The sequence below is a fragment of the Pseudoalteromonas sp. GABNS16E genome, assembly GCF_028598715.1.
Taxonomy (GTDB): Bacteria; Pseudomonadota; Gammaproteobacteria; order Enterobacterales; family Alteromonadaceae; genus Pseudoalteromonas; species Pseudoalteromonas atlantica.
Map to the genome: position 1 here is coordinate 37,422 of NZ_JAQREZ010000029.1, position 20,982 is coordinate 58,403.

Consider the following 20,982-nt stretch of genomic DNA (forward strand, 5'->3'; position numbering starts at 1 on the left):
CGCGTCAATTGGGACTGGTTTTCCGCTGGCGCTACAAACCAGCCCATTAGCGGGCGTTATGAGGTGCTCTAGATAGTATGCAGAATATAAATCCATGGCTTTGGTCAGCTTTTGTAATGTCTCTCTCAGGAATCTTTTTTAGATGGGTGTTTGGTAATACGTTTGTGAGCTTTTTTCTTGCCGTATTGCTAGCTTTAGCGATAGTGCCTTTAGTTAAAAAAATTCAGAAAAAGAATTAACAAAACACCCATTTTAAACTTTGCATCTTTCGAAGCCTAGATTCTAATTGGCTAAATAAAGTACGTGTCATTATAACTTGCTTTTTGGGTACAAATTGATTGCCTTAAAGTATAAAGCTATATAACTTATTAAAGTGAATACATTTTATTGACGTAAATTAATTAGCAGGAAAGCCAAATGAACAATAAAATACTCAAATCATCTACAGCTACGTATCAAGGTGGTGTTGCAAAAGCCGATGGTAAATTTTATGTAACGCAAGGTGAGGTACGTTTTGAGCCATACAATGAAAGTGCTGGTTTAGGGCCTTATACTTTTACACGAAGCGCAATCGTAAAAATTGAAAAGTCAGCAGGGAGAGGTGCAGGCATTTTACCACTAACAAGCGATGCAATAACAATCACTTTAGATAATGAAGATACTTATGACTTTATTTTAGCAAACCCCGATGAATGGATTCGTCTACTCAAGCATTAAACAATCTCTAGAGCTGGCATTTAGGCATAATTATCTTAAGTGTGTGCTAAGTTAAACGGCATCAATAGTTTCCAGTTTTAACTATTAAAAAACTACAACAAAAGGATTTGAATGATGGTTAAAATATCTATGCTCACTATTTCTACTAGCAGCTTTATTGTATCTTTTATGGGTTTTGCTAACACCGCTGTGTCACCGCAAACGGATGAGCAGTGGCGAACAGTAATAGAAAACGATATTCAAGCTGCTTACAACATTACAGCACAAAATCACCCAGGTATGTTTGATGCTAACAACCCCGCGTTCCCTGATTTATTAAAACAGGCAAAAGCACAAGCGCTTAAACTCTCAACTCAAGCGAGCGGGCCGCAGGTTCATGCAGCGGCAATTTCTCGCTTTAGCACTATTTTACAAGATGGCCACGCCGGTGTGTTTTCAAGCGTAGATAGACCCGCGCGCCGCTGGCCGGGCTTTAGAGCTGTGTGGCGAGGTGATGCGCTAAAAGTGTATTACAGTGAAAACAAAAATATTAGCAAAGGCGACGTTGTAAGCCAATGTGACGGGCAAAGCACCGAGACCTTAATACGTGAGAGAGTGTTTAAGTTTTATGGGCAAGTTGCACAACCTGGCCATTGGTGGCAGCAAGGTTGGCGGTTACTCATTGACGAGGGCAATCCATTTTTAACTCCTTTAAAAGAATGCGAATTAGTTAAAGCCAATGGCGATACCTATACACACGTATTAAATTGGTCTGTAAGGCCTAAGTCAGCCAGTAAGCATTTAGAAAATGCCTACAACGGTGATGAACTCCCCATTGATTTAACCTGGCCTGAAAAAAATATTGCGTGGATTGCTATGCCTAGCTTTTCATCAACCGAAAAGCAAACTGCTGCCTACAATAAAGTGTTTGAAAAAATACAACAGCAGCGTAGCAAGTTACTTACTGCAAAAGCCGTGGTGTTAGATTTGCGCCATAACCAAGGTGGCTCATCTTATTGGAGCTCACAAATAGCCAAAGAACTATGGGGCAAAAAAATAGTAGAACAAAAAGTAAATAATACTTCTCAAAACACGCAAGTGTGGTGGAGAGCATCAAAGGATAATACCGACCATGTAGTGTCTTTATTAGAGGTTGTAAAAAATCAGCCTGAATTATTGAAAATATTTAAAATCACAGCTGCGGGTATGGCTTTATCACTTAAAAGTGGTGATCCATTTTATGTAGAGCAAGAAACTAATACGCCAAATAACATACCACAAAAGCCTTTAACTAGTGACTTTAAAACCAAGGTGTTTGTTATTGTTCCGCCGCAGTGCGCCAGTGCTTGTTTAGATGCGCTTGATAAGTTTAAGCTTTTTGAAAATACAACGTTATTCGGTGCGCCAAGTAGTGCTGATTCTATGTATATGGAAGTACGCTTAGCTGATTTACCTTCAGGGTTGGGGAAAGTGATTGTACCTAACAAAGTATACGTAAACAGAGCGCGAGGAGCAGGGGCTTACTACAAGCCAGATATTGCGTATAACGGCATTGATTGGACAACTAATGTATTGCTTGAGCAAATAAAAACGTTATAAAAAAAGCCGCTTATTAAAACAAGCGGCTTAACTATTCTAACTAGGGAATAGTTTAAAACGTGTAACGGGCACCAATTGAGTAGCGTGGGCCGTACTGATTAGCAAATAAGAACTGCTCTTCGTAACGGCCGTAGCCTTCTTCGGTGGCATTATTTAAGTTTATGCCATCAAAAAATACGGTTACGTTTTCGTTTACATCGTAGTTTACGCTCATATCCCATTGGCCGTAGGCTTTAGCATATTGCGGTGGCGCATCGGCTGAGCCTTGTGCTTGGCCTACACCAATTAAGTACGAGTCGCGCCATGCGTAAGTAATTTTGATTGATAGGCCGTCTTTTTCATAAAAGCCTTGAAAGTTAGCAGAGTCACTTAAACCTGTAAGCGGCGCTTGTTGGTCTAGGCTTTCGCTATCAAATTCTACATCGCCATCTACAAACGTGGCGTTAACACCTACACCAAAACCAGTTTCGCCAATTAAGTGCTGAACAGCCACTTCAAAACCATCTACCGATTTGCTGTCGGTGTTTTGTGGTTGGCTTATGTTCCATACCATAAGTGGGTCATCGCTATTTGGCTCAATGACGCCATTCGCATTGCCATAACCATTGCTAATCATTTGCGCAAAAATAGCATCGGTGGTTGCTTGCTCACCGCGCGATTCAATATCGCTAACAGCTTGTAAGTAACGCGGGCCGTTTAAAATGTCGTATAGGCCTTCAATCGTGGTTTGCGTAATGGTAGTTTGAATAAAGTTATCTACGTCTTTTTTAAAGTAACCAACAGAGGCGTAGCTGCCTTCTGCGTAGTAATACTCTAATGATAAGTCGAGATTGGTTGATTCAAACGGCAATAAATTTGTATTACCTTGGCTACCCGTGCGCGAGCCAGGTTTTGGGCTGCCTGTTAAGCTACGGCCACCGGCTAAATCACCCAGTGGTGCACGCGACATAGTTTTACCCCATGAAACACGGGCTACAACGTCTTCGGTTAAATCAACACTTACATCGATTGACGGTAATAATATGTCGTAATCGCCTTGCTGCTCTAAGAAGTTATCATCGCCGCCGGCTGCATATTGCATTATCCACTCTGAGGCGCTTATCCAGTTTACTTGTTCTTCAACACGTTGGCGTACGGTGCTGGTTACATCTGTTTGCTCGTAGCGCAGGCCTGCGTTTACTTTTACGTAGTAATCGCTTACATCAAACTCCCAGCTTGATTGAATATAAAAGCTGTTTGTAATTTCTTCTACGTAGCTTTCGCTATCAATACCATCCATGTAAGCATTGGCTGCGTATGCATCGCCACCGGTTACATCAGAAGTTAGGTAAGCCATTTGGCGAGCCACTGCTTCGTCAAAATCGTAGGTGTAGTAGTAACCTGGTTGTAAGTTGCTGCCGCCACCATCAAATTGATCTAAAAGGCCCGACGTATCGTGGCGAGTAAACATGCTATCTGGGAATGTTTCTGTGTACGATGGGTTAAAACCAGGGCCACCCACTAAGCCACTCCATGCAGTGTAACCACCTGTGTTTTGCTCAGTGCGCGATGCACCAAATTTTACTTTAACTAGGCCAATATCAAAGTTTTCATTGTACCAAGTGGTATGTAATTGTAATTGCTCAATGTTTGATTCACCTGGCGAGTGCGTAAATTGGCTAAAGTTAGAGTCAATTTCGCCTGGCGTTAATTCGCTTGTGCCGTTTAACCAGTTAACTTGAGCACTTGGGATTTCGCCTGTGCGGTAATCGTAAATTTTATTTGCTAGCTGATCAGAGCCTAAAATCACTTGGCCGGTACTGCCTAGCCCGTCATCGGCGCCGTTATCGGTTTCATTTTTAGAGTCATGGTAATCAAGCTCAACGTGCCACGTGTCGTTAATTTCCCACTCTAGGTTTAAACCAATAGAGCGTGCTTTTACTTCTGTGGTGCCTTTGTTGGCTGTAAACGAGGCATCGTTACCGCTAATATCGGCATAAACAGCGGTGCCGTTTTCATCAAGCTCGTAGCCATTAATATTGCTACCAAAGTCGTTCCAGATACCCCAACCAATACTTTCAGAGCCCGTAACCGCTTTACTTGCTGTGTAATCTAAGGTGGCTACAAAGCTATCAACCGGTTCAAATTGAAAAGTAACTTGGCCGTTAGTACGTTCACGCTCTACATCTTCAATAGAGTAGTTCATGTCTTTAGGGAAGTAGTAGTTACCTGATGGGTCAGTACGGTTATCAACAACGTTACTGCTATCTAATTCAGGTAAATCAACATTGGCTTGCCAACCTTGAATATTGGCGCGTTGTTTTTGAAAGTCGCGTTCTTGATGCGAAAACGAAAAACCAAAACCAAATCTGTCATCTGCAAATGTGTTGCTATAAACAGCAGAAAGCTCGGGAGTTACATCATCACCGGCTTCGTTTGATGAGTCGTGATTTGCTTTAACCGTGGCTGAAAAATTTTGACCTGGCTTTTGAAAAGGGCGCGCAGTAGAAATATTAACTGTTGCACCTAAACCACCGCTTGGTACATCGGCGCGCGCTGTTTTAAATACTTCTAGCGCACTTACGCCCTCTGAGGCAATGTTTTCAAGGTTGTACGAACGCGTATAACCTGTGCCTGGCATTTGGCGGCCGTTTAGCGTAATTAAGTTAAACTCTGGGCCAAAACCACGTACGGTAATTTGGCTACCTTCACCGTTTGCACGGCTCACCGATACACCGGTAATGCGTTGTAATGATTCTGCTAAATTGGTATCTGGAAATTTACCCATTTCTTCTGCTGAAATGGCATCTACCACGCCCGATGAATCACGTTTCATATCCATAGAACGAATAAGTGAACCACGAATACCTTTTACTTCAATAACTTCTACATCAGGAGATGCTGCAGTGTCTGCCTCGGCAGCAATGGCCGTATTTAACGTGCTTGCAGCAATGATAAGAGACACAGAAGCCGCAAGTTGGCTCTTTTTAAAATTGAATGTGTTCATAATAGCTCTGCTTTATAAAATGTTGTTGTGTAGCAATAGGCGCCATGCGCCTATTGTAGTGTGTTTTTATGGATTCGCGATAATCACGTTATCTATGCGGTATAGTGCGCCGTTGCCCATATCCCACGTAGGAAATACCATGAGCACGTTTATAGCGCTAATATCTAAGCCCGCATCAAATAGTTGCCCAATAGGGAAGGTGTATGTTTGCCATTCGCCTGTAACAGGTGTTTGCCCTTCATTGCTTTGCGTTAATGCCAGCTCTACTGCGCTTGAAGCGCCAATTGATTCAATTTTAAATAACCATTGTGCATCCACGTTTGAGGGTGCTGTTATTACTTTTAAATCAAACTGTACAACGCCATTTTCTAACAGAGCTGATGCATCAAACGATACGTCTTCATCGGCTAAAAAGCCCATTACAGTAGGTGTTGCACCAATGCTAAACTGAGCCACTGCGCCGTGCTGATCATCGTCGGTTTCTGTTGTAGGTGTTGAACCACCACAGCAATCCCATATGCTCCACTGATCGGCGACTGTATCTGTAAATACGTTTAGCTCACCAGAGGCAACGGGCGCTGCATTAGGGTTGTAAATTTTAACATTATCTACACGGTAAACCGCGCCTTCACCTGCGCCCCATGCCGGAAAAATCATAAGTACATCAATTGCACTTACATCAAGGCCTGCACCAGCGAGATCTGATAACTTAAATGTATAAGTTTGCCACTCGCCAGTCACTGGCGCTACACCTTCAACACTTTGCGTTAGCTCAAGTTCTGCAAATGAAGTTGCACCATTTGCCTCTACTTTAAATAACCACGCAGTTGACGGGTCGCTAGGGGTAGATGTTACTTTTAAATCAAACTGAATAACGCCTTCATCTAAAATGCTGCTTGCATCAAATGACTCACCTGCACCACCTACTTCAACACGGCTGTTAAAGCCCATTACTGTAGGCTCTGCACCAATACTAAATTCAGCGGTTACACCGTGCGCTTCATCATCTACCACTTCGATAGGCGTTGAGCCACCACAACAATCCCACATTGGCCATGCTAGGTTTTGCTCATCTTCAAAAATAGTTAGCTCTGGTGATGCGCCTAGGTTGTCTTGTGTAATTTCAACGTCGTCAATTAAAAAGGTTGCGCCTTCGCCGGTGCCCCACTCAGGAAATACCATAAGTACGTCAATTGCGCTGATATCTAAATCTAAGTCAGCAAGGTCAGAAAGTAAAAACGTATAGGTTTGCCACTGACCTACTACAGGTGCTTGGCCTTCAACGCTACTTGTAAGCGGCATATCAGCATCGGTTGAGGCTTCTGTGCTTTCAAGTTTTACAAACCAAGGTGTGTCTGGCACGCTTGGTGCGCTGGTTACTTTCATTTTAAAGCGTACGTAGCCTTCTTCTAACATAGGTGATGCATCAAAAGGCGTTGCAGCGCCGTTTTCGTCAGTAATAAATGCATCGCGGCTAATAAAACCAACCACTGTAGGCTCGCTGCCTATTGTAAATTCAACAACGTCGCCTTGCTCTTCATCACTTACAATTGCAGGTGTAGAGCCACCACAACAATCCCATGCTGGCCAGTTAGGGTTAAAGCTGTCGCCAAAAATAGTTAACGGTGTAGCAATACCTGTAGATGGCGGGCTAGGAATAGGCGCTTCGCCCTCTAGCAGGGCATCGTCTAGGCTATCGTAACCTGGGCGAATAGTTTCACACCCTTTGCCGGTATCTGGGTTTGATGCACATTGATAAACGCGTACGTAGTCAATTGCAAACGTTTGGCCGTTTTCAAATGCGCTGGCATCTACGCCTAACTCATTTACGTTTTCAGGCCAGTCGCCGCCTACTGCTAAATTTAACAGTAAGTGAAAGTCCTTATCGTAAGGAGCGCTATCCCAATGAGTTTCTAGCTCGCCAGAACCTTGTTCAAAATACTCTGCAAACCAACCGCGATGTTTCAAACCTGCGGCTTCGCCTTTGGGATTATATAATACTTCTGATTGGCGCTGTGTGGCATATAGGTAGCCATCAACGTACCAGCGTATTTCACCTTCTTGCCACTCTACTGCGTAAGTATGAAAGTCATCTGCTGGGTTGCTATCTTCAGGAAATTTGTACTCTTGGCCTGTGTAGCTGTTATCTGGCCAAGCGCGGCCGTAATGCAATGTGCCATGAATGCTTGATTCAATACCGCCATCTTCGTCAGCGGTTTTTAGGTTTACTGATTCTAAAACATCAATTTCGCCTGATCGTGGCCATGTACCGTATTCTTCATCGGTTGGTAGCATCCAAAACGCAGGCCAGCTGCCTTGCCCCGAAGGGAGCTTTGCACGTACTTCAAAGCGGCCATAAGTAAAGTCAGCATTGTAACGGGTATTTAAACGCGCAGAAGTGTAGGGCTTTTCAGCGCCTTCTGTTGCGGGTAGGGCAACAATGTTTAACACACCGTCTTGTATAAAGGCGTTTTCTTCGTTATCGGTGTAACATTGTTTTTCGTTGTTACCACCGCCATCGCAGTTTAATTCAAAGTTCCACTTATTAGTATCAATGGCTGAGTCTTCAAACTCGTCGCTCCATACTAGTTGCCAATCTGAAACTGGCTCGGAAGCGTCGATATTTTCAAAATTAGATGTTGTGGCTGAGTCGCCACCACAGCCAGCTAAAGACGCTAACGAAATGGCAGCCAGTAAGCGAGCAATGTGTGTTTTTTCAATGTTCATAGCTGAACCCCGGTTTCACAGATTGTTGTCAGAATGTGTGTTTAAACTTATTAAAAAGAACCATATTTTTGTAAGCGCTTACATTTATCATGTGTTTTTGTAAGCGCTTACAAATAATATTGCGCACTACGTAAATGGTCAACATATTTGTGTGTTTTATTTACATTTAGTTTACGGTAAGACCAGTTTACCAATTGGAGTTATTAACTAAATCGCTAATAAATTTAACAGCTTACATTATTTGTAATGTTGCATTTTAATACATCTATTAATATTTTACTTAATTGGTAAATATTAAAGTTACCTGCAGCAATTACATTTAGCGCTAATTGCGATGATTTACCCGTATTAGGCTAACTATATGGCGTGTAATTTTGCTTTTTTACAAAAAACGAAAGTTAAAAACAAAGTGAAAGTGGTATAGCATTCAATAGGTTAGTAAACCCTTTAAAGTGCTTAACTTGTTAAGGCTAAATTTTAGCGGGTAAGGCTTTGGCGGGGTTTAATAAGGTAAATGTGTAAATTTAAATACGCATTTACCCCTTAATTTATTGTTTATTTTAAGAGTATTGTAGCCACTTGAAATGGCTGCTTATTTACGTTTAAACGGCATAATTAGCAAGCCCCACAGCGAGGCGTTTTGCTGCTGGTTAGGGTATTCTTTTAAGCCTATATCTATGTCATTATCGGCTTTTTGCGCTTCATTTTTGTAACTACCAAACAGTTTATCCCACCAAATAACGCTAAATCCATAGTTTGAATTGGTTTCGCTCACGCGCTGGCTATGATGAATACGGTGCAGTATTTGGGTCATTAATATGAGCCGAAGTGGTTTTTCTATGGCATTGGGTAAACGTATATTGGCGTGGTTAAACAGCGCTAATCCATTAAGTGCTATTTCAAATATTAATACTGCAATAGCAGGTACTCCTAAAGCGGTAACGGCAATCAATTTTATAACTATGCTGAGTACAATTTCGATAGGGTGAAAACGCAAACCTGTGCTGGTATCTACATGGGCATCGGCGTGGTGCACTCGGTGCAAACGCCACAGAATAGGCACTTGATGAAAAAGCCGGTGCTGCCAATAAATAACTATATCAAGCGGTAATATACTTAAAATAATAGCAACACTACTTGGTGTGGCTATTTGATTAAATAAACCAATGCCGTGCTCTTGGTTATAAAGCGCTACGGCAGTTAAGCCTATTGGCACACTTAAGCGAGCAATTAATGATGAAGCAAACACCAGTCCAAAATTGGCCAACCACCGGGTGGTACTTTTTATCGGCGATTTACGGGCAGGCATACGCAATTCTAGCAGCATCATAATAACCAAAATGCTAAAAAAGAACCCTAATCGCCACCAAATTTCATTACTCATTGGTTTGTTTAACCTCATCAGCTTCTTGGCGTTTAAGCGTGTTATAACCACCATGTATACGTGTAAAAATAGTAATAGCGCACGCAGTGGCAAAAATACTCGCCATTAGGGCAAAGTGCTGCGGCCAAATACAAAAAGCAATAAACAGCGCGATGGTTTCTGTGCCTTCGGTTAAACCATTTAAATAGTAAAAACTTTTGTATTTAAACTGGGGTTTTTCGAGCTTAAATTTTTCGGCGGCGATGGCAAAGGCTAAAAAGCTTGAGCCAGTGCCTATAAAGGTGGCCAGTAATATGCTACCTGCAATGGCGTTTTGCTCGGGGTTTGCCAAAATAAAGCCAAGCGGAATTGCCGCATAAAATAAAAAGTCGAGGGTAATATCTAAAAAGCCACCAGCGCTTGAACTTAAATTTGCATGGCGTGCTAATGCGCCATCTAGCCCATCTAAAATACGATTTAAAGCAATAGCCGTTAACGCTGCGTACCACATTTCATACGCAATTAATGGCACAGCTAATAGGCCTATTAAAAAGCCAGCCACAGTAAGTTGGTCGGGCGTTATGCCGCGTTTGTGCATTAACGCCACAACAGGAGTTAACAGTGGCTTTATTACTGGGGTGATGTATTTGTCTAACATGCTTGGTGCCTTGTACTTTTTGTGCGTTTATTTGGCTAAATTTAAGGTGATCAGTTTGCCGTTTGCGGCCTCTGCATCGCTATGATCGTGGGTTACCATAATAGCGGGCAATTTATGCTCGCGTATTTGGCTAAATACTAGCTCGCGCGTATCTACTCTTAATTGGGTGTCGAGCTTGCTAAAGGGCTCATCAAGTAAAATGGCTTTTGGCTCGCTCAATAGCATACGCAATAAAGCAACGCGGGCTTGTTGCCCACCAGAGAGGTTGTCGGGGTGGCGATTAGCCATGCCTTTTAATCCAATTTGTTCAAGGGCGTGCTCTATTTTTTCAAGGCGCTGTTTTTTATTGCCTTTAGGCATAGCAAAGGCAATGTTACCGCCTACCGATAAATGCGAAAATAATAACGCATCTTGATAAAGCACGCCTATGTGGCGTAAATGTGCGGGTAAGTTATTAATATTTTCGCCGTTAAGCCACACTTCGCCATTTGCGCTAAAACCACTGGGTAATGTGCCGGTAAGCCAATTTAATAAACTTGATTTACCACTGCCTGATGGCCCCATAACAGTGAGTATTTCGCCGCCTTTTACCTGCTCGTTTAAGCTAAGTAATTGCTGGTTTTGACGATAAAGCTCACAATTTTTAATCTCTAAAGATGACTGCATTAAAAACCTTTTAATTTATGGGTTAGCGATGGGCGCTTTTAAAAAAGTACTTAGGTAACACCCACGCCAGTATAAAGCCAATGAGTGGCAATGCCATTTGCATAATGGCATACACCGCACTGGTGCGCCTACTTGCGCCATTAGCAAGGGTAACCGCTTCGGTTGTTATGGTTGCTATGCGCCCGCCACCGGCTAAAAGTGTAGGTAAATATTGGCCAAAGCTAATGGCTAAACCAAGTGCCGCCGCAATTAAAATAGGAGCAAATAACTGGGGTAATTTTACTTGTAAAAACACTTTGCAGGGTGTTGCGCCAAGGCTTGCTGCTACATGAGCAAAGCGAGGGTCTAAGCGCCTATAACTGCTCGCAAGTGATAAAAACACATACGGAAGTACAAACAATAAATGGGTAAATACCACATTAAAAAACGCGGCCTGGTTATTTACTAGTTGTTGCAGCCACACTAGGCCAAATAAAAACGCAATACTTGGTACAAGTAGCGGTAAATAAATAATTAAGCTGGTAAAGCGCGACATGGGTTTGGCACTTAATTGCTCTGACTCTAAGCACAAAAGCGTAATAATAATGGCAAATAACGTAGTAACTAACCCTATAGCAAGGGTATTAAAAAGCGGGTTTTGCATTTGCATTAGCGCACTTTTAAAGTGAAGTAGCGTGAGCTGCTCGGGCAGTGCCGCCGGAAAACGCCAAAACCCCGCAACCGACCACATAATTAAGCCAATTAACGAGAGCAAAATAAAGCCAATTACAAATACTGTTAATACGGTTGTTATTTTTTGCCAATAAACGCCGCCATATTCTCGCTCGCCATTGGTGAGTAAATCACTAAATAATGCTTTTATCGCTTTTTCGCCGCCAAGCCAAAGTGCTAGCAAACCGCCAGTAAGTACAAGCTGCAATAACGCCCCCGCAGAGGCTTTAATACGCAGGTTTAAATCTACATCGTTAAACCAGTGCATGATAGCTACAGCTAATGTGGGTGGTGTATTTGGCCCCAAAATAAGTGGCATTTCTACACTTGCACTGGCATAAGCCAATACGGCTAAAATGGGTAGGCGCAGCAATGGGTAAAGGCTTGGTAATACTACTTTAAAAAAAGTAGTCATAGGGCAGTAGCCTAAATTAAGCGCTACTTTATGTTGTTGGCGCAGTTTTTTGCCAAGCTCAGGTTGGGCAAGCACACCTAGCGCCATTAACAGTAAAAAAGGCAGCTCTTTAAGGGTTAAGCCTAAAATTATACTAATACCAAACGCGTCATGCGGAAACATGCCGTTAGGCGCAAGTTCCCACCCACTAAACCAAGGCGATACTAAACGCGAGATCATACCCGAAGGAGCAATTAAAAAACCTACCGCTATAGCCGCTGCCGCGTGGGGAATTACCAGTATCGGGCTCAATAAACGCTGAATACGGTTAAGCCACAGACTATTAAAAAATGCCGCTAAAATCATTAATGTAATGATAAAGGCTAGTAAGGTACTTATTAATCCGCTGCCAACACTTAGCATAACCATGCGTGTTAGGCCGGGTGTTTGCAGGAGCATAGTAAAGCCATGTAGGCCAAGTGTTGTGTGCTCAAGTACCGGCGCATAACCAAAAGCGGGCAATAGCACGCTAATTAGACCGCCTATTACAGGTAAAATAAGCAATGCCAGTAAAAAGCGTGGGCTTAATATAACTAATTTACTAAACATATCGGCGCTTTTATGTGGTTTAAGCGTTGGGCTCGCTGCTAGCTTGTTTGATACAACACTCATTGGCTTACTCCAAAACGCGCTTGCCAACCTTGCAAAATAGCATTTACCCAGCTTGGGTGAGGCTCACTTAGCGTGCGTTTAATACTATTTAAAGGCAGGGCACTTGGATGCGGTTGCGTTTTTTTAAATAAGGCTTGTTGCTGTGGTGTTAGCGTTGATTGAATAAGTACGCTTTTATCGCCCCATATAGGCGCTTTTTGTTTTTGAGCTTGCGCTTCTGGGCTTAATAAAAAATTAGCCACTAACTGCGCACTTTGCTGGTGGCTTGCATTATAAGGTATGGCTACAAAGTGGGTGTTACTTAAACTGCCATCTTGCATTGCATAACTGCGAATACTTTTAGGTAAATCATAACGTTTAACGGCTGCGGGCACTTCGGGTGCTGAAAACGTAAACGCTATGCTTAGCTCGGTGTCGCCTACTAAACGGCGCATTTGTGCACCACTTTGCATAAAGTGTTTACCGCCGCGCCAAAGTGTTGGGTGCAGTTTATTTAAAAAGTCCCATAATGGGTTTAATACTTGGGCTGTGTTTTGTGCAGTAGCTGGTTGATTTAACTGTGCTTTAAGTGTGTCATCACTTTGTTGATGTAGCATAACAAGCGCGTATTTTAAAAAGCTCATGCCTAAAAAGTCAGGTGGCTTTGGGTAACTAAATCGCCCTGGGTTTTGTGCGCTCCAGCTAAGTAATTGGTTTAGGGTTGTTGGTAGTGTGTTATTTGCAGTGCCGTCAATTGCTAAACTGTCGTAGTAAAAGGTGAGCGATGCTTGGCCCCAAGGTGCTTCCATTCCATTAGTGGGTATTCCAAAATCAAAATTAACAGCGGGATTATTGCTAGGGTCGGTGTAGCTAAAATTAGGCAGCTTATTAGCCCATTGTTTTAGTAATAATGAGTGCTCGCTCATGGTGGCAAAGTTAGCACCGTTTATCCAAATTAAATCTACGCTGCCTTTATCGTTATTGTTTGCTGATTTTTCGGCAAGTACCCGGCTAACGGCTTCGCTGGTATCACTGAGTTTTACATGTACTAAGTTAATGTTGTATTTGGCTTTTACTTGCTGCGCAGCCCATTGAATATATGCATTTATTTGCGCATCGCCGCCCCACGCATAAAAATATACGCTTTGGTTTTTACCTAAGCTTTCTATTTGTTGCCAACGGCTTTGTAGTTGTGTACTTGCTAGGCTTTTAAAGCTAATAATAAGGCAAATGCAAAACGCGACACAGCAAAAGCTGTATCGCGATAATGTTTGCCAACATTCATTGGCGAGCATTTAAATCCCAGTTATAGTCTAAAAATTTAACTTTCATGTTGTTATTTTTAAGCGCTTTTTGCTGAGCGGGTATCAGTTTTAGTGCTTTAGGGTATTGCATAAAAAACTGCTGCAGCGTATTTGCACCTTTAAAGCCTTGTTCAAAATCATCGCCGTACCACTTAAATATTGAAGACACACTTAGCGTATTACCTTGCGCTATATTGCGGGTTGTATCTGATAAAAAACGCACCGTTTGCGCTTGCAATTGGCTTTCTAAATTAGTGGCAGTGTAGGCTTCTTCACGTAGTGCTGGGCAGCCAATACTTGCGCAATTTACAGCAAAGTGAATACGTGGGTCGTTGTATTTACCACTGCCACGTATTAAACCATGCTCAATATCATCAAGGCTGCGCGTTTTACCAAGTAATGGCACAAACTCTTTGCTCCATGGTGAGCTAAAAAAGCTGCCTAAATCTTTAATTGATTTAAGGTTTGGGTATTTTGTTAATATAAGCTCAACAGTAAAGGCGTTATATGCGTTAATTAAAAACGCCAGCTGCTTAGGTTTTTCCCATGTATCAAACTCATTTCGGGTAACAGCCGATAGCGAATCTAAATAGGTTTTAAGCTCGCTGTGCTTAGCTTTTATTGCTGAATAATCAACCTCTGTGCTGTGGCCATGATTAATAGCTACAACATGGTTGTTTAATAATGCGTTCCAGCCCTCGTGCATATTTTTAGCTTGGGCCGAAAATGACGTTGCAAACGATGTTGCAAGCAAAGCAGACCCTAACAATAGCGCTTTTAAAGGTGTTTTAAACATATTAGCCTCTGCGCCATGTGTGGTATTTTTCAAGCATGTTAAGTACTTTTTCAGGTGCGTGAGCGCGTTTCCACTCACCCGCCGCGTACTTATTACCTTCAGCCCACGTAGGGTAGCTGTGAATAGTGCCCAGTATTTTGTTAAGGCCTAACCCGTGTTTCATTGCCAGTACAAACTCAGCAATTAAATCGCCAGCGTGCTCAGACACCACAGTAACACCGAGTATTTTGTCTTTGCCTTTTGGTGTAATTACTTTAATAAAGCCTTTTGTGGCGCTGTCGGTAATGGCGCGGTCTAGCTCTTCAAATTCAAAGCGAGTGATTTCATAGTCTATGCCTTTATCAATAGCATCTTGCTCGTTTAAACCAATACGTGCTACTTCTGGGTCAATAAATGTGGTCCACGGAATAACACGGTAATCGACTTTAAACTTTTTAAGATTACCAAATAAGCCATTTACTGCTGCGTACCAACCCTGATGAGCGGCTACGTGCGTAAACTGATACGGGCCAACAATATCGCCAGCGGCAAAAATGTTAGTGTAAAGCGTTTCAAGGTATTCGTTAGTGACTACAGTGCGGTTAGTTTCTATGCCAAGTTCTTCAAGGCCGTAACCTTTAAGGCGAGCGCTTCGGCCCACAGCACATAGTAGCTCATCGTATTCAATATCGATTTCGGTATCATTATGCTTTACCACAATGAACTTTTTACCGTCGCGCGCTTCACAGCGCAGTGCCTGATGCGAGGTTAAAATGTTTACGCCGCTCTCAGTAAGCGCTTCGTGAGCAAAGGTAGACACTTCTAGGTCTTCTTTGATCATAATACGCTCAGCCATTTCAATTTGCGTAACATTTGAGCCTAAGCGTGCAAAGCTTTGTGCAAGTTCACTACCAATTGGACCACCGCCAAGTACAACAAGCTTTTTAGGGGCTTCTTCAAGCTCAGCAAATTTAGTCCATAATGTATCGCTTGTTACATAGCCTGTTTCTTCAATACCAGGAAGTGGCGGTACAAATGGGCGTGCACCAGTGGCAATAACAATAGTACGGGCGGTTAATGTTTGCGTGCCACCGTCGTTAAGCTTAATTTCTACAGTCCACGGGTTTAATAATTTACCGTAGCCTTTAACTACATCTACCCCAAGGTTAGTGTAACGCTCAACGCTATCGTGCGGGGCGATGTCGGCAATTACTTTATGTACACGTGCCATTACTTTTTTAAACGAAAACTGCGGTGTCGCGTTTTCTAAGCCGTAGTGTTCACCGTGGCGAATTTGCTCAGCAATTTTAGCGCTTTTAATAACGGCTTTACTTGGCACACACCCGTAGTTTAAACAGTCGCCACCCATTTCGCCGGCTTCAATTAGGGTTACTTTGGCTTTAACCGCTGCTGCAATGTAGCTTGTTACTAAGCCGCCAGCACCTGCGCCAATAACAATCATGTTGCGGTCGAACTTTTTAGGTTTAGTGTAATTTTTGTATACGCGACGTTTTTTAAACACGTTTAGGATTTCTTTAGCAATAAAAGGGAACACACCCAATAAAGCGAATGATAAAATAAGATCGAGCGATAAAATGCCTGATAAGCTCTCAATTTGCGCAAGTTGCGTACCGGCGTTTACAAATACAAATGTACCCGCCAGCATGCCTATTTGGCTTACCCAGTAAAAGGTCCATGCCTTAATTGAGGTAACACCCATTAATAAGTTAATTAAAAAGAACGGAAATACTGGCACTAATCTAAGCGTAAATAAGTAAAAGCCACCTTCTTTTTCAACGCCTGCGTCAATAGCGCCTAAGCGCTCAGGAAAACGTTGTTTAATTGTATCGCGCAATAAGTAACGCGATACTAAAAAGGCAAGCGTAGCACCTACCGTAGAGGCAAACGAGGCAACCAATAAGGCTTCAACTAAGCCAAATAACGCACCTGCAGCCAGTGTTAATATTGCCGCACCCGGTAAGGAGAGAGCCGTTACCACTACGTATAATAAAAAGAAGCCACCAAAAACCAATAATGGCGATTGCTCTTTATATTGGCTAAATTGATCCATCGACCCTTTTAAGCCTTCAAGCGTAAGTAACTGGTGTAAATTAAAGTGAAAGAACAAGCCTATAGCCGCTGCTGCAATCAATACCAAAAATAGTTTTTTAATCATGTTCTCTCTCAAACCGCTCTTAAAAATTATGGGTTAGTGTTAATTTTGCGTTTATTGGCAGTTCTGGAAATGCCAATGTTGCGCCAAAGTAACCCCCTTCAAATACTGGGCGCCAGTTTTTTTGATTAGTGACATTGTTTACATCTAATCGCAACTTAGTCCTAGGCGTAAAAGCATAGCTAGTATTAACGTTTAGCGTGTATTGATCACGAATTTTAACTGTTGCTAAAAAGTCTAATGGGTAACTCTTTGTATATAGACCTGAAAAACCCATTTGCCATTTCGAATTAATTGAATAATTTCCGTTAAAACTGAACGATTGCTCAGGAATGCCCTGAACTTGGCGGTTTGAAGGTGCAAACGCGGTAAAACTTGGTGCGCCAACGCCGGTACCTGCAATAATATCTGGACGCGAATTATCAAATGCATCGATTACTTGAGCAGAATCTTGACTGCTTGCAGAATTGTCGTAACGAGCGTCTATGTAGCTGTAACCCGCACTTAGCCAATAAGGGTAGGCATCGTAAAATATTTGGCTTTCAAAACCTGTAGTACGAATACCTGTATTGCTGCCATCGCGATTTCGTAAACTACGACGCTGGCTAAATACCGCACCATCAGCGTACCAGTCGCTATTGGTTGGGGCGTACTTTAAGCCAAACTCAACTAAGGTGTTTTCGGTTGCAAAATTTTGTGCGCTAATCGTGTTATCGCCACCAAGCGATGTGCCGCCAGCCATACTGTTTGATGTGGCTTCGTTATAACTTGCTGCACCATAGGTGGTGTAGTCGGCATTTAATTTGTAATTAAAGCTAACTTGGCCTGAATGCAGGGTTTCGTTAATGCTGTCGCTTGCGGCAACTTGACCTTGTGGTGCAATAGGGTCGTTTGCTTCTACATCGTAAAAGTCAACGCGGTAACCCACACTGGTATGAAGCTTATCACCCCAATCAGAGTCTTGCTGAATAGCAAGCCCTGTTTGCCATGAGCGTGAGTCGGTGGTGTCTGATAAGTTAAAGTCGCCGCTGCCATCGTTATCTAAATCGTATTGACCACCAGGCGATACAAATACACCTGGGCTTAGCTCTACTAAACGTACTTTTTGTGCATCGGTTAAGGGAATGCGGCGGTTTGAAAGTGGGCCAGTTAAATCAATTGGTAAATCGGCCTCGGTAGTAAATTGGCTGTAGCCGAGGGCTTTGTTATAGCGTACATCAAAAGCAAAAATTGTTTTCTGGTCACTATTCCAGCGGTAGGTAAGCTCAGTGCGGTTTTGCGCTGTATCGGCGCCGTCTATAATTTCTACAAAACTGTTTTGGGCTATTTCTTCACGCTGTAAATGCTGAAAATACGTAATGTTTTTAAGCGAGGCATTAGCACTTAGCTCACGCTTATAAATGCTGTGAATTAAATAAGTGGTTGCTTCGTTTTGGTTATCAGGGTCGGTAAGCGCGGTGCTACGATCTATTTTTACTTGCCCAGTAGGCGAAACAATTGAACCCGCTGCAGGTACGGTACTGCCATTGGCTTGCACGCCTTGGCCGGTAATATAAAGGCCATCATCAATTAAGGCTTGGGTAGGGCGGTTAATACCGGCGTTATCGGTAAATTCAACTTGGTATAGCTCAAAGTTAATATCCCAACTGCTTTTATCATCCGGCAAAATTCTAAGCGCAGCAAATAAACTGTCGCTTTTAGTGCCTGAGTAATCGTAGTAGCTGCCTTCATCAAGGTGCTCGTAACTTACTCTAAGGCCCACTTTATCTTTTATAATGGGGGCAGTGTAATCTACTTGCGCACTGTATTGATCCCATCGCCCCGCTGAGAGCTTAACTTTACCTTTACTTTCATCTGTAGAGGCAGCTTTAGAATGTAGATTTACAAAACCACCGTTACGTTGGCTTGAACCAAATAAAACCGGCGGTGCGCCTTTTACTACATCTATTTGTTCTACAGAATTGAACGATAACGGCACGCCAAAGCCATTATTACCTGCTTGGCGGCGTGTACCATCTTGAAAAAGCTCACCCAGTTGGCCACGAATAGTAGGTAAGCTGGGTGCACCAAAGCCACTTGCAGAGTATGTGTTTGGGCTTACGGCTAGTACGTCTTGTAGGGTAGTAATATTTAGTTGCTCTATTAACTCGCTTGAAATAGGCGTTACTGAGCGTGCTATGTCTTGCAGTGCAAGGTTGTCGCCGAAGGGGCCGTTAATAGTGGCATCTTTTACAGAAAGCCCTTGAGATTTAATCGTTTGGCCTGCTACTTCAATACGTTCAATTGAGTCGGTATTAGCTGCAGATTGTGCCGCATGAGCATAAAAATTAGGTGTGAGTGAAGCGGCTATAAAAAGTGCCAAATATGAATGTTTCAAAAGGGTTCTCATTTTGGTTAGTGTGAATGTAGCAATAAAGACCTGCAGCTTTGTGAATAACTTTCAGTAAATATTAATTCTTTTTGTTTTTTAGAATGAAGCGTTAAAAGTTTAGCACATTGCTCAAAAGCGTTATTCAGTTTTAGGCACTATGTTTTTGTTTTACAAATACTGTAGTTAGTTATTGCCTTGATAAGGTCGTAATTTATAAATAGCGGTTTTATACGCAAACAAACCAAAAGCAGGGCACCGAATTTATTAAAAAATTATACATTAAGATGAAATAAAATATGTGTTGAGCGGTCTTGCTAGTTTCAACATTAAATTATTTAGTTTTAAGGAAATTTTATGACTGGTACAACAGGTACTGACTTTCAAAATCGTTTGCAGTGGTCGCTTTTTTCGCTACGCCTAGGCGTGTTTATTGTAATGATTATGTGGACGTTTGATAAGTTTGTTAACCCTGGGCATAGCGCACGAATTTTTGAGCATTTTTATGGTATTGGCGGCTCTACAGATGTGGTTGCTTATGTACTGGGGGCGTTACAGCTTATTTTAGTGTTGGCTTTTATAGCGGGTATTAAAAAGCGCCTTAGTTATGGCGTTATATTTGTAATGCACGGCCTTTCTACGCTTTCATCTTATAACCAGTATATTGATGGCTTTAATAACTTATTGTTTTTTACAGCGTGGCCAATGTGGGCAGCGTGTTTTGCACTTTATGTGTTACGCGAGCAAGACGTTAAATTTACCATTAAGTAGCACTGCAAAAAAAATGGTTATAAGCCATACGGCTTATAACCAATAAGTACACAAGGGAGTGTATGGAAGTCGGTTTAATTAATAACTAATGCATGGCATCGTTGTACTGTTTAGCTAGGCTTTCTTTTTGCCCTTCGGTTAGGGCTTTACCCGCTAATTGAAATACTTCATGTTCTTCTTCACTTAAATGATGATGCACTAAATGGTGCAATTTTTTAGCTGCAACTAACCAAGCAGATGAGCTCATTTCTGTGTCTTCAAGTTGTTCTATTAATTCGTCAATTTCATGGTGTTCAGCAACACTGTGGCGTGCTTTTTCGTGCGTTAAATCGTCAAACATAAGTGGGTTATAAAAATAACGCTCTTCAAATTTTGCATGATCTTCTAATTCGGTTTTTAGCTCGTCCATTAGCTTGTGGCGCTGCTGCGTATCGCCGTGCGTTTGAATAAGGGCATCTACTAACTCGCGTTGTTTATCGTGGTCGTGACGTAGCGCTTCAAAAATATTCATAACTCTTTCCTTGCTGTAATTACTTTATAAACTTTTAAAAAGCAAGCGCAGTGCCAGATTTTAATGTGTTGATATAATTGACTTTAATGTACTTTTGGTTGGTTTGGATGGCGTTGCTCTGTAACTTTTACACATAAACAGCTGCAATTTTTTCAGATTAAAAGAGGTGATTGCTTTTGACGCTACATAAGCTTACATATTTTTACTGGTTGGGTATTTTATTGAGGTGGTAAAGTAGCGCATTATTTGGGTACAAGCTGTACATACTTGCCTTACCTATATTTTTATAAAACTTTAGATATTAGGATAGTTTAAGGATGAACTTAAAAAGCCCCACTACAGCATTATTACTGTGCGCGTTATTAAGTGCATGTAGTACAGCCGAGCATTCTGAACGACGTGTATGCATACAAGAGGCAGAAATGACTGAGCTAAATGGCGCTAAAACAAGCTCAGAGGTTTACAATGAATGTGTAAGCGCTCAAAAAAAAAGGGTGCTAAAGGCTAATGCCAGTCAGTTAAGCTGACTGGTATTTTTCTTTTTGGTGGGGTATTTACTTGGTTTGGGTTTGACCCTTCGAGGGTAAAATCTATCTTCCCGCCTCGTCGGAAGTGCGTAATAAGTTAGC

15 protein-coding genes are annotated in these 20,982 nt (G+C 42.1%); 4 read left to right on the plus strand and 11 right to left on the minus strand.

All coding sequences use genetic code 11. The features are described from left to right. Positions 1–417: 417 nt before the first annotated feature. Positions 418–717 carry a hypothetical protein gene (locus PSI06_RS12670; protein WP_004589576.1) on the plus strand — a complete coding sequence of 100 codons (300 nt, stop codon included), beginning with the start codon at positions 418–420 and terminating at the stop codon, positions 715–717. A gap of 168 nt (positions 718–885) precedes the next feature. Then, on the plus strand, positions 886–2,295 hold the full coding sequence (locus PSI06_RS12675; RefSeq protein ID WP_273603895.1) for a S41 family peptidase: 1,410 nt from the start codon (positions 886–888) through the stop codon (positions 2,293–2,295). Positions 2,296–2,347: 52 nt separating this feature from the next. Here PSI06_RS12675 and PSI06_RS12680 read toward each other — a convergent pair whose 3' ends face one another. The 10 genes from PSI06_RS12680 to PSI06_RS12725 form a co-directional block, all read right to left on the minus strand. Continuing rightward, entirely contained in the window at positions 2,348–5,281 is a 2,934-nt protein-coding gene (locus PSI06_RS12680) for a TonB-dependent receptor (RefSeq protein ID WP_273603883.1), read from the minus strand. A gap of 66 nt (positions 5,282–5,347) precedes the next feature. After that, entirely contained in the window at positions 5,348–8,008 is a 2,661-nt protein-coding gene (locus tag PSI06_RS12685) for a glycoside hydrolase family 16 protein (protein ID WP_273603884.1), read from the minus strand. 592 nt (positions 8,009–8,600) lie between these two features. Next, positions 8,601–9,392 (minus strand): sterol desaturase family protein, encoded by a 792-nt coding sequence (locus tag PSI06_RS12690; RefSeq protein WP_273603885.1) that lies wholly within the window; start codon positions 9,390–9,392, stop codon positions 8,601–8,603. Then, positions 9,385–10,029 (minus strand): CDP-alcohol phosphatidyltransferase family protein, encoded by a 645-nt coding sequence (locus PSI06_RS12695; protein WP_054981733.1) that lies wholly within the window; start codon positions 10,027–10,029, stop codon positions 9,385–9,387. The genes PSI06_RS12690 and PSI06_RS12695 overlap by 8 nt, the downstream gene beginning before the upstream one ends. A 27-nt stretch (positions 10,030–10,056) precedes the next feature. Further along, a complete protein-coding gene (locus PSI06_RS12700) occupies positions 10,057–10,695 on the minus strand; it encodes an ATP-binding cassette domain-containing protein (protein ID WP_273603886.1) in 639 nt (212 codons plus the stop codon). Positions 10,696–10,717: 22 nt separating this feature from the next. Beyond that, complete coding sequence (locus PSI06_RS12705; RefSeq protein ID WP_273603887.1) at positions 10,718–12,472, minus strand: ABC transporter permease; 1,755 nt, start codon at positions 12,470–12,472, stop codon at positions 10,718–10,720. Beyond that, positions 12,469–13,746 carry an ABC transporter substrate-binding protein gene (locus PSI06_RS12710; RefSeq protein WP_273603888.1) on the minus strand — a complete coding sequence of 426 codons (1,278 nt, stop codon included), beginning with the start codon at positions 13,744–13,746 and terminating at the stop codon, positions 12,469–12,471. The genes PSI06_RS12705 and PSI06_RS12710 overlap by 4 nt, the downstream gene beginning before the upstream one ends. Then, entirely contained in the window at positions 13,733–14,551 is an 819-nt protein-coding gene (locus PSI06_RS12715; RefSeq protein WP_273603889.1) for a DUF547 domain-containing protein, read from the minus strand. Before PSI06_RS12715 ends, PSI06_RS12710 begins: the two co-directional genes overlap by 14 nt. Before the next feature lies 1 nt (position 14,552). After that, positions 14,553–16,706, minus strand: a complete 2,154-nt coding sequence (locus PSI06_RS12720) for an FAD-dependent oxidoreductase (RefSeq protein WP_273603890.1) — start codon at positions 16,704–16,706, stop codon at positions 14,553–14,555. Between the two features lie 19 nt (positions 16,707–16,725). Continuing rightward, positions 16,726–19,080: a TonB-dependent receptor gene (locus PSI06_RS12725; protein WP_273603891.1), complete on the minus strand. Its 2,355-nt coding sequence runs from the start codon at positions 19,078–19,080 to the stop codon at positions 16,726–16,728. Positions 19,081–19,428: 348 nt separating this feature from the next. Here PSI06_RS12725 and PSI06_RS12730 point away from each other — a divergent pair, with 348 nt between their 5' ends. After that, entirely contained in the window at positions 19,429–19,842 is a 414-nt protein-coding gene (locus tag PSI06_RS12730; RefSeq protein WP_273603892.1) for a hypothetical protein, read from the plus strand. Positions 19,843–19,927: 85 nt separating this feature from the next. Here PSI06_RS12730 and PSI06_RS12735 read toward each other — a convergent pair whose 3' ends face one another. After that, positions 19,928–20,353, minus strand: coding sequence for a hemerythrin domain-containing protein (locus PSI06_RS12735; protein ID WP_004589589.1), 426 nt, complete (start codon positions 20,351–20,353; stop codon positions 19,928–19,930). 317 nt (positions 20,354–20,670) lie between these two features. Between PSI06_RS12735 and PSI06_RS12740 the strand changes: the two genes are divergently transcribed. Continuing rightward, positions 20,671–20,880, plus strand: coding sequence for a hypothetical protein (locus PSI06_RS12740; RefSeq protein WP_273603893.1), 210 nt, complete (start codon positions 20,671–20,673; stop codon positions 20,878–20,880). Positions 20,881–20,982 lie beyond the last annotated feature (102 nt).